This is a genomic window from Solirubrobacter ginsenosidimutans (assembly GCF_027587205.1).
Map to the genome: position 1 here is coordinate 20,311 of NZ_JAPDOD010000082.1, position 9,977 is coordinate 30,287.

The following is a 9,977-nucleotide window of genomic DNA, read 5'->3' on the forward strand; positions in this document are numbered from 1 at the left end:
AGTAACCCGCGCACGCGGGCTAGTGTCGCCCGATGGAGCTGACGCGCAAGCAGCTGCTGGCCGGCGGGGCGGCGGCGCTGGCGCTGGCGGGGTGCGGGAGCAAGCAGCGGCCCGCGCGCGCGGCGGTCGCCTACGGTCTCGATCCGGCTCTCCGGCATTTCGATGCCTTTCTGTTCTCGGCGCACCCCGAGCCGGTGCGCGATGCGATCGAGCGCCACCGGCGCGGGCTGGACGCCGGCGCCGCGACGTACTTGCACGAGCATCAGGCCGAGCTCGAGCGGGCGGTGGCGAGCGAGGCGGCGAAGTACCTCGGCGTGGGCGCGAGCGAGCTCGCCTTCACGGACTCGACCACGATGGGTCTCGGGCTCGTCTACCGCGGGCTGCTCGGGCCCGGCGACGAGGTCCTGACCACCGAGCACGACCATTACGCCACCCACGAGGCCCTGCGGCTCTCCGGCGCGATCGTGCGGAAGGTCCGGCTCTACGACGACCCGGCCACGGCCACCGCGGACGGCATGCTGGGCGCGCTGCGCGAAGCGATCACGCCGCGCACGAAGGTCGTCGCGCTGACCTGGGTGCATTCCGGCACCGGCGTGAAGGTGCCCGTCGAGCGGCTCGACGTGGCGCCGACCGTGGTCGTCGACGGCGTCCATGCGCTGGCCGCGGTCGAGCCGCGGCTCGCGGGAGACGTGTTCGTCGCCGGCACCCACAAGTGGCTCAGCGGCCCGCGCGGGACCGGCCTGATCTGGACGGGCGACTGGCGGGCGATCGCCGCGACGATCCCCAGCTTTGACCCCTCGAGCGACCCTGGCCCGCGCTTCACGCCCGGCGGCTGGCACTCGTTCGAGCACCGCTGGGCGCTCGCCGAGGCCTTCGCCCACCACCCGGCCGACGCACCGCGGCAGATCACCGCGCTCGCCACGCAGCTCAAGGACGGGCTCGCGAAGCTGCCCCACGTGCGCCTGATCACGCCGCGCGACCCGGCGGTCTCGGCCGGGATCGTCTGCTTCGAGGTCGACGGGATGGACGCGGAGACGGTCGTCTCCCGCCTGCTCGAGCACCGGATCCGCGCCTCGGTCACGCCCTATGCGCAGCAGTACGCGCGGCTTGGCACCTCGCTTCACGTGGACGCCGCCGACGTCGATGCGGCGATCGAGACAATTTCCACGTTCAGCTAGAGCCCGCGGCGGCGGACGATCGTGGCCACGTCGGCGGCGAGCCGGTCGAGCGCGGGGCCGTCGGCCTGCCAGCCGCGGCGCGGGCGCCACGCGGTCAGCACGCCGTCGGCGATCGCGACGCGCACGTCGCCTTCCACCTCGCCCTCCGGCGCCGTCGCCGGGGTCGCGGCGGCGACCTCGAGGACGGCGACGTCGCAGCCCCCGCTCCCGCCCGGGTGCGAGAGGAGTGGCGCGAGCTCTTCGGGCATGTGCAGCGGGCGCTCGGCGCAGCACAGCAGCCGGCCGGTCAGCTCGGTGCCGGGCAGCCGGCCGCGGAGGACGGCGAACGCCTCGCCCGGGACGTTGATCGCCGGGAAGGCGGTGTGGAACGCGCGCGCGTCCTCGACCGTCAGGTCGCGCTCGTCGGCCAGTGCGACGACGCGGTCGACCCGTGCGCGGGTCGGCATCGAGAGGTGCGCGTCCTCCGGATGGCGCCGCACGCTGGGCAGCCAGCGGGGCGGCGGCAGCGGGCGGTCGAACGTGGCGAGGGCGCGCGGCGGCGCGCAGAGCCGCCGGACCGCGTCGGCGAGGCCTTCGGCGACGTCGACCAGGGCGTCGAGGTCCGCGTCGGTCGTGAGGAACGTCTGGCGGGAGACGATCACCTGCCCGTACTCGACGCGCAGGTCGAAGCCGAGCGCGTGCTGGCCCTCGAGCAGCTCGGCGATCGGGCCGTGCAGGAGCGCATCGACGACGCGCGGGTCGGAGTGACGGCGGACGGCCGCGACCCAGTCGCAGGACAGCTCCAGCACCTGCTCGCGCCAGGCGCCGTCCGGGCCGGCGGAGTGCTCGGAGCGGCGGGCGACGTAGAGGCCGGTGAGCGTGCCGAGGTGGGGGACGCGCAGGCCGGCCGACGTGTACGGGGTGCTGTAGGTGCCGCTGAAGCGGACCTCGTGGCAGACGACGCCCTCCGCCCCGGCCGGGAATGGGCCGCGCGCGACGCTGTAGAGCACGTCGTCGCTCCATGGGCACGTGACGCTCAGAAAGCCCGGCTGAGGGCGATGACCGCACGGGGTCAGGCCGCGGAGCAGTGCCCAGCCGTCGAGGCCGTCGGCTGGCCGTGCGCGAGGGCGAGGCGTCGTTTTGAGCACGGCAGGAGACTGCCGTGACGACCCTGCGCGCGTGGTGGTGCTGGCCTGCGGAACACATGGCGGGCAACCGCCGTAATGCCGGGGCTCAGCGAAACCGCTTCGGGGGTAGGCTCAGAGGCACTTAATCCACTCCGTCACCGGAGCTGAAATCAGTGTCTGAAAATTCCTTTGGCGCCCGTGCCGACCTCGAAGTCGGCGGGCGTTCGTATGAGATCTACCGGCTGGACGCCCTCCAGGAGAAGTTCGACGTCGCGCGGCTGCCGTTCTCGTTGAAGATCCTGCTCGAGAACCTGCTGCGCAACGAGGACGGCGTCGCCGTCCGCAAGCAGGACATCGAGGCGCTGGCCACCTGGGACCACAACGCCGAGCCGAGTAAAGAGATCGGCTTCACCCCCGCGCGCGTCGTGATGCAGGACTTCACGGGCGTGCCCGCGGTCGTCGACCTGGCGGCGATGCGCGACGCGATGGCCGAGCTGGGCGGTGACCCCGCGAAGATCAACCCGCTGGTGCCGGCCGAGCTGGTCATCGACCACTCGGTGCAGGTCGACGCGTTCGGGACCCGCGATGCCTTCCGCATCAACGCCGAGCGCGAGTTCGAGCGCAACGAGGAGCGCTACGGCTTCCTGCGCTGGGGCCAGACGGCGTTCGAGGGCTTCGTCGTCGTCCCGCCCGACGTCGGCATCGTCCACCAGGTCAACCTCGAGTACCTCGCCCGCGTGGTCTTCGAGAATGACGGCGTCCTGTACCCGGACACGCTCGTCGGCACCGACTCGCACACGACGATGATCAACGGCGTCGGCGTGCTGGGCTGGGGCGTGGGCGGCATCGAGGCCGAGGCCGCGATGCTCGGCCAGGCGATGTCGATGCTGATCCCGCGCGTGGTCGGCTTCAAGCTCGGCGGCGAGCTGCCCGAGGGCGCGACGGCGACCGATCTCGTCCTGACCGTCACGCAGCGCCTGCGCGAGCACGGCGTGGTCGGCAAGTTCGTCGAGTTCTACGGCCCGGGCATTCCGAACCTGCCGCTGGCCGACCGCGCGACGATCGGCAACATGAGCCCCGAGTTCGGCTCGACCTGCGCGATCTTCCCGATCGACCAGGAGACGCTGCGCTATCTCGAGTTCACGGGCCGCACGGCGGAGCAGATCGAGATCGTCGAGGCCTACGCCCGCGCCCAGGGCCTGTGGCACGACGCCGACACCGAGGAGAAGACCTACTCGGAGACGCTCGAGCTCGACCTCGGCGACGTCGTGCCGAGCCTGGCCGGGCCGAAGCGCCCGCAGGACCGCGTCTCGCTGACCGAGTCGAAGTCCGCCTTCCGCGGCGCGCTCGAAGACCTCCTGCCCGAGCCGGAGGAGAACATGGGCGTCGACGAGGAGGTCGCGGAGTCCTTCCCGGCCTCCGACCCGCCCGCCCACAACGGCAACGGCTCGGGCCACGACGACTCCGCGCCCGGCACTGACGGCACGCGCGTGCAGGTCGCCGAGCGCGTCACCCACGCGGTCCCGCTGACGATGGCGGACGGCCGCGAGACCGAGCTCGACCACGGCCACGTCGTGATCGCCGCGATCACCTCGTGCACCAACACGTCGAACCCGTCGGTGATGATCGCCGCCGGCCTGCTCGCCCGCAACGCGGTCGCGCGCGGCCTGACGTCGAAGCCATGGGTGAAGACGTCGCTGGCGCCCGGCTCGAAGGTCGTCATGGAGTACTACGACAAGGCGAACCTCGTCGACTCGCTCGAGTCCCTCGGCTTCCACCTCGTCGGCTACGGCTGCACGACGTGCATCGGCAACTCCGGCCCGCTGCCGGAGGAGGTTTCGAGCATCGTCAACGCCGAGGACCTCGCGGTCGTGTCGGTGCTCTCCGGCAACCGCAACTTCGAGGGCCGGATCAACCCGGACGTGAAGATGAACTACCTGGCGTCGCCGCCGCTGGTGGTCGCCTACGCGCTGGCCGGGACGATGGACATCGACCTCACCGATGACCCGCTCGGGCAGGACGCCGACGGCGCCGACGTCTACCTCAAGGACATCTGGCCCTCCGCCGAGGAGGTCGCGCGGGTGGTCGAGGCGTCCGTGCACGAGGAGATGTTCCGCTCCTCCTACGACGGCGTCTTCGACGGCGACGACCGCTGGAAGAGCCTCGAGATCCCTGAGGGCGACCGCTTCGCGTGGGACGAGCGCTCGACCTACGTGCGCCGCCCCTCGTTCCTCGAGAACGTCCCGAAGGAGCCGCTCGCCCCGGAGGACATCGAGGGCGCGCGCGTGCTCGCCAAGCTCGGCGACTCGGTCACGACCGACCACATCTCCCCGGCGGGCGCGATCAAGAAGGGCACGCCGGCCGCGCTCTACCTCAACGAGAACCGCGTCGAGCAGCGGGACTTCAACTCCTACGGCTCGCGCCGCGGCAACCACGAGGTGATGGTGCGCGGGACGTTCGCCAACATCCGCCTGCGCAACCAGATGGCGCCCGGTACCGAAGGCGGCTTCACCCGCCACATGCCCGACGGCGAGGAGATGTCGATCTACGACGCCTCGATCAAATACGCCGAGGACGAGGTGCCGCTGATCGTGCTCGCGGGCAAGGAGTACGGCTCCGGCTCGTCACGCGACTGGGCCGCCAAGGGCACGAAGCTGCTGGGCGTGCGCGCGGTGATCGCCGAGTCCTACGAGCGCATCCACCGCTCCAACCTCGTCGGGATGGGCGTGCTGCCGCTGCAGTACCTCGACGGGGAGAACGCCGCCTCGCTCGGGCTGACCGGCGAGGAGGAGTACTCGATCACCGGCATCGAGGCGGGCGAGGCCAAGGAGGTGACGGTGCGCGCGGACGGCAAGGAGTTCAAGGCGCGCGTCCGCATCGACACCCCCAAGGAGGTCCACTACTACCAGCACGGCGGCATCCTGCCGTTCGTGCTGCGCTCGCTGCTCTAGGAAGCGTTGGGCCGGCCGGGTGCTTCGCGCCCGGCCGGTTGCAGGCGGGCTCGCCGTGACCAGTTACTTGATGCGAGCCCACCCGATCCCGCCCGCTTCGAGGCGATCTACCGCGCCAACTACGGCCCGGTCCTGGCCTACGCCCGCCGCCGCACCTCGCCGTCCGACGCGGAGGAGATCGCCGCCGAGGTGTTCACCGTCGCGCTGCGCCGGCTCGCCGAGCTCGAGGACCCGGTCCTCCCGTGGTTGCTGGGCGTCGCGCGACACGCGCTCGCCAACCGCGCCCGAGCCGGCGCCCGCGCCCGCGTCAAGACCGCAGAAGCGGCCTACCTCGCGCCTGAGCATGCCCGCGACCCCGCCGACGCGCTCGCGAGCGCGACGTGTTCTGGCGCGCGTTCGCGACGCTCAGCCCCGACGACCGCGAGGCGCCGCGGCTCGTCGCGTGGGACGGGCTGCCGCTCGCGCAGGCCGCCCGGGTCGCCGGCACCAACGCGGGCGGAGAAGCCCGACGGCAGCCCGCTCACCGACCACCACGTCTCGACGACCGAGAGCTGGCTGCACGGCGAGCGCGCCCGCCTGTACGCGGACTTCGGCACCGAGGGCTGGAGCGATTCGGAGCTGCGCGCCGACGGATCGTTGCGGTTCCGCAACGGCTTCGGGCAGGACATCGTCCTTCACGACAGCGACGGGCCCGACGCCGTCGCGCAGAAGAAGCAGCTGAGCGAGAACTTCGTCGCCGAGTTCCGGCGCGAATACCAGCAGGGCACGCTCGACGCGGCGGGGACGACGACGTTCGCCGGCAAGCCCGCGCAGCGCTACGTGGTCGACACCAGCGGCGTGCAACCCGGCGACGGCCGGCGCACCCCGGCGGTCACCTGGTCCGAGCATCGCGAGTTCTTCGTCGACGCCACCGACGGCACGCCGCTGGGCTCGATCAGCACCTCGAACTCGACCGTGAACGGCCGCACGAGGGTCGTGCGCACGACCGAGACCGTCGAAGCGATCGAGCACCGCCCGCCCACGCCGGAGAACCTCGCGCAGCTCGAATTCCACCGGTGAGCCGGGAGGTCGCGGGCCGTCTAACCCCGTATGACCTTCTCACCCACCGCGATCGTCACCGGCGCCAGCCGCGGGCTGGGGCGCGGCATCGCGCTCCAGCTCGTCGCCGCCGGCTACACGGTGATCGCCGCCGCTCGCACCGCGCCGGAGATCGACGGCGCCGTCAACGTCGCCGCCGACGTGACCACCGAGGCCGGCATCGCCGCGCTGCTGCGCGAGCGCTCCGCCGGCATCGCCCTGCTCGTCAACAACGCTGCCGCCCCACCCGTCCTGGACTCGCTCGAGGACCTGACCCCCGAGCGCTTCCGGCTCGGCTTCGAGGTCGACGTGTTCGGGGCGCTCGCGCTCACCCAGGCCGCGGCGCCCTACCTGGACGGCGGCACGGTCGTCAACGTGATCTCCGCGAAGGGCGGGACACCGGCCGGGCCGGCGCATCTCTCCGTCTCTCCCTCACAGTCGGCGCTCACGGCCCTGACGCGCAACCTGGCGGTGATCATGGCGCCGCAGGTGACCGTCCACGGACTGATGCCCGCGCTCACCCCGGCGGGCGGAACCGGTGTGATCGCCGCGCCGGCGCTGGGCGTGACGTTCGGCGACGTGACCCTCACCGCCGAGCAGGTCGGCGACGCCGTGCTCGCGCTCACCGAGGAGCGCGAGCCGGGGATCTGGTTCGTCGACGCGAATCAGCTCTCGATGGTGACGAGCGTGCCGATCGGCGTGTAGGGATAGATCTTGGCCGCCGAGGCGAGCGGGAGCTCGACGCAGCCGACGCTCTGCGGCGTGCCGAAGGAGGCGCGATCGAAGGCGTGCAGGGCGTCGCCGCCGTTGAAGTAGCTGACCCACTTGATGCCCGGGTCGTTGTAGTGCGAGCCGTCCGGGTTGGTGCCGCTCATCGTGGTCTCGGGGAGATGCTCGAAGACCGGGAACGTGCCCAGCTCGGTCGGCGCGGCCGCCACGCCGGTGTTGCCGGGCGTGCTGAAGATGTTCTTGCCGTTGTGCCAGAGCGTCGCCACCTGCGGGAGGTGGTCGCGGTGCACGTAGACGTAGTTGTAACTCGAGTGCTCGACCTTGTCGTCGACGGCGCTCTTGAGCAGGCCCTTCCACAGCTCGGGCCCGGGCAGGCCGTCGACGGCCAGATGGTGCTCGTCCTGGTACATCATGATCGCGCCACGCACGATCACGTTGCCGGTCTCGGGCGCCCACTGCTTCTTGAGCTCGGACGGCGTGTTCGAGAACCGCCAGGGGAAGGTGCCGTCCGGCGGGTGCGCGGCGGCGCTGGACTGGGCGCGCACGGTGTGCGCCACCGGCGCGCCGGCCGCCTTGAACTCGACCGGCAGGTAGCCGTCCTCGGCCAGCAGCTGGATGAGGCGCAGCGGCGAGGCGGGCGGGACCTTCCAGTCGATCTCGCGGCCGGTGTTCAGGCCGCGCCCGGTGGCGTCGGCGAGCGCGACGGTGTGCGGGAGCGTGACCTTGACGTCAGACCCGAGCGACGGCCCGGTGCCGCTGGGCGTGAAGACGAGCGTGTGGTCGTTGGTGCGCTTCCAATGGCCGGCGACGGCGAGCTCGGGCAGCGACTTGCCGAACACCTTCTGGACCGACGCCGACAGCGTGAGGCGCAGCTGGTCGCCGGGATCGAGCCGGCCGCCGGGCGCCGGGCTGACCAGCGCGACGGGCCGCTTGGCGGGCGGGAAGTAGTGGACCGTGACCGCCGGGGCGAGCCGCTCCCACGGGCGGGCGGCGACCGCGACCTTGACGGTGCCGGCCTTGGCCTTCTCGGGCAGCTTGAGCGACGTACCGGTGCCGCGCGCGGTGTGGCCGGCGTAGGAGACGCGGGCGATCGGCTCGCTGAAGGTGACCGGCACGGCGCCGCCGACCGGCCGCGTGACCCACTTCGACGTCACCTCGGCGAACGGCGCCATGACCGTCAGCTTCTGCTGCTTCGTCTTGCCCACCAGCCACGCGTTCCAGCCCGGCCGGCGGGTGACGACGTCGATCGTGATCTTCGCGCCGGGCGCGACCTTCTTGACCGGCGTGAGCTTGCCGTCGTTATCGGTCAGCGCGATCGCGCGGCCCTCGGAGTCCTTGGCGGTCGCGCTCTGGAGCGTCCCGCCGAAGGTCTGGATGTCGACGCGGGCGAGCGCCGCCGGGTCCTTGGCCAAGGTCGCGCCGGACCATTCGAGGACGGCGGTGACGGCCAGGGCCGCCACGGCGATCAGGCCGAAGCCGACGAAGATCGGCCAGCGCAGGCGGCGGGGGGACTGCTGCGGCTGGCGGTTGGTCCGCCGTTTCCGGGCAGCCGGAGATGGTGCGAGTCCGAGGGCCACATAGCAAAAGGTAGGCGGGTCAGATGAGAGGGCCTCTCATAGAGAGGAAAGTTGCGAGCGGGCGATCGCGGCGAGCCCGTCGTCGGCATCCGCCTGCAGCGCGGCGATGCGCGTGCGGGCCTGCGGGTCTCCCGCGTCGGCCAGGAACAACAGTTGCTTGGCCGCGATCGTGCGCAGCACGCGGTTGTCGGAGTCCAGCGCGGCGTAGACCGTCGGGGCGGCCGAGGGATCGCCGAGCCGTGCCAGCTCGCCCGCGGCCTGGATCGCGCCCGGCGCGCCCTGCCAGGGCAGCGCGGACACGCGCTTGAGCTCCTCCCTCCCGGCGTCCGGGTCCAGCCGGGCCAGGCCTGCAGCAGCGTGCACGGCGAGCAGGTCGTCGGGGGAGGCCGCCAGCTCGCGCAGGCGCGGGAGACCGTCTTTCAGCTGACGCGCACCTACCAGCCGGGCCGCGGCCCCCGCCAGCAGTTCGGACGTCGAGTCGAGCAGCTCGATTACCGCGGCGTCGTCGTCCGGGCGCCCGTTGAGCGTCAGCAGGTTGTTCGCCCAGGCGTCCTCGCGGTCGCGGTACGGAACGTCCCCTGGGGTCTCGGGGATCTCGAGCTCGTCCATCAGTGGTAGGTGCCCGCGTCGCCCTTGGTCTTGATCGAGTTGGCGCGAGCGCGGTAGGAGCCGGCGCCGTCGCCGTACGCGCGGACCTCGGCGGGCTCGCCCATCCCGGCGACGATCGTCCGGACCACGCGGTTGGGGATCTGGTCCACGAGCGCCTGCACGCCGGCCACGTCGGTCGCCGTCTGCGAGGAGACCCACGAGACCGCCGCGGTCGCCGCGCCCGGGCCCTGGCCGCGGACGTCGTTGGCGTGGAAGAGCTCGTGGCGCTGCGTGAGGTCGTCGGCCCAGAACTGCGTGCGCGGCGGCCGGCCGCCGCTGGAGGCCATGTTCGGCGTGAGGTCGCTGGACACGGTCGCGTAGTTGGCCGCCGTGATGTCGGCGTCGGTATCGCCCGCGATGTCGGTGCGCCCGAGCGACTGAACGCCCCACTTGATGCGGTTCTCGATCGTGCCGCGCACCTGGTAGACGTGCGCGGTCAGCGTGATCGTGATGCCGGTCACGCGCACGTCGCCGAAGCGGCAGATGCCGAACGCGTTGCCGGGCGGTGTCTCCCCACCGACCACCGTGCCGTTGTAGGGGATGATCCCGGCGATCGAGTCGCACGCGTGGATGTGCTCGAGCTCGGGCTTGACGATGTCCGGGATCGTGATCGTGGTGCTCTCCGCGGGGCCCTGGCCGGCGGCTTCGGGAGCGGCGGGCGCGGCCGCGGGCGCGGGCGCGCCTTCCGCGGCAGGCGCGGCTCCGGCGGCG

8 protein-coding genes are annotated in these 9,977 nt (G+C 72.2%); 4 read left to right on the plus strand and 4 right to left on the minus strand.

Annotation, left to right across the window (positions count from 1 at the left end; translation table 11 throughout):
* The first annotated feature begins 32 nt into the window (after window positions 1-32).
* Complete coding sequence (locus OM076_RS42155) at window positions 33-1,178, plus strand: aminotransferase class V-fold PLP-dependent enzyme (protein ID WP_270046221.1); 1,146 nt, start codon at window positions 33-35, stop codon at window positions 1,176-1,178.
* On the opposite strand, the gene OM076_RS42160 is transcribed toward OM076_RS42155, so the two are convergent.
* On the minus strand, window positions 1,175-2,167 hold the full coding sequence (locus tag OM076_RS42160; RefSeq protein ID WP_270046222.1) for a hypothetical protein: 993 nt from the start codon (window positions 2,165-2,167) through the stop codon (window positions 1,175-1,177). The genes OM076_RS42155 and OM076_RS42160 overlap by 4 nt on opposite strands.
* 290 nt (window positions 2,168-2,457) lie before the next feature.
* Here OM076_RS42160 and OM076_RS42165 point away from each other — a divergent pair, with 290 nt between their 5' ends.
* The 3 genes from OM076_RS42165 to OM076_RS42175 are packed head-to-tail and all read left to right on the plus strand — an operon-like array spanning window position 2,458 to window position 7,017.
* Complete coding sequence (locus OM076_RS42165; RefSeq protein ID WP_270046223.1) at window positions 2,458-5,235, plus strand: aconitate hydratase; 2,778 nt, start codon at window positions 2,458-2,460, stop codon at window positions 5,233-5,235.
* 6 nt (window positions 5,236-5,241) lie between these two features.
* On the plus strand, window positions 5,242-6,294 hold the full coding sequence (locus OM076_RS42170) for an RNA polymerase sigma factor (protein ID WP_270046224.1): 1,053 nt from the start codon (window positions 5,242-5,244) through the stop codon (window positions 6,292-6,294).
* Between the two features lie 30 nt (window positions 6,295-6,324).
* Window positions 6,325-7,017, plus strand: a complete 693-nt coding sequence (locus OM076_RS42175; RefSeq protein WP_270046225.1) for an SDR family NAD(P)-dependent oxidoreductase — start codon at window positions 6,325-6,327, stop codon at window positions 7,015-7,017.
* Here the strand turns inward: OM076_RS42175 and OM076_RS46600 are convergent.
* From OM076_RS46600 to OM076_RS42190, 3 genes are all read right to left on the minus strand, one after another.
* Window positions 6,978-8,618 carry a L,D-transpeptidase gene (locus tag OM076_RS46600; RefSeq protein ID WP_270046226.1) on the minus strand — a complete coding sequence of 547 codons (1,641 nt, stop codon included), beginning with the start codon at window positions 8,616-8,618 and terminating at the stop codon, window positions 6,978-6,980. The two genes, OM076_RS42175 and OM076_RS46600, sit on opposite strands and share 40 nt — an antisense overlap.
* Before the next feature lie 36 nt (window positions 8,619-8,654).
* Window positions 8,655-9,227 carry a HEAT repeat domain-containing protein gene (locus OM076_RS42185; RefSeq protein WP_270046227.1) on the minus strand — a complete coding sequence of 191 codons (573 nt, stop codon included), beginning with the start codon at window positions 9,225-9,227 and terminating at the stop codon, window positions 8,655-8,657.
* A partial coding sequence (locus OM076_RS42190; RefSeq protein WP_270046228.1) for a hypothetical protein occupies window positions 9,227-9,977 on the minus strand: 751 nt, incomplete at its 5' end. The genes OM076_RS42185 and OM076_RS42190, both read right to left, overlap by 1 nt.

Bases quoted from the DNA above. Each gene is read 5' to 3' on its own strand.
- OM076_RS42155 (WP_270046221.1), top strand. From the start codon at position 33: ATGGAGCTGACGCGCAAGCAGCTGCTGGCCGGCGGGGCGGCGGCGCTG.
- OM076_RS42175 (WP_270046225.1), top strand. From the start codon at position 6,325: ATGACCTTCTCACCCACCGCGATCGTCACCGGCGCCAGCCGCGGGCTG.
- OM076_RS42185 (WP_270046227.1), bottom strand. From the start codon at position 9,227: ATGGACGAGCTCGAGATCCCCGAGACCCCAGGGGACGTTCCGTACCGC.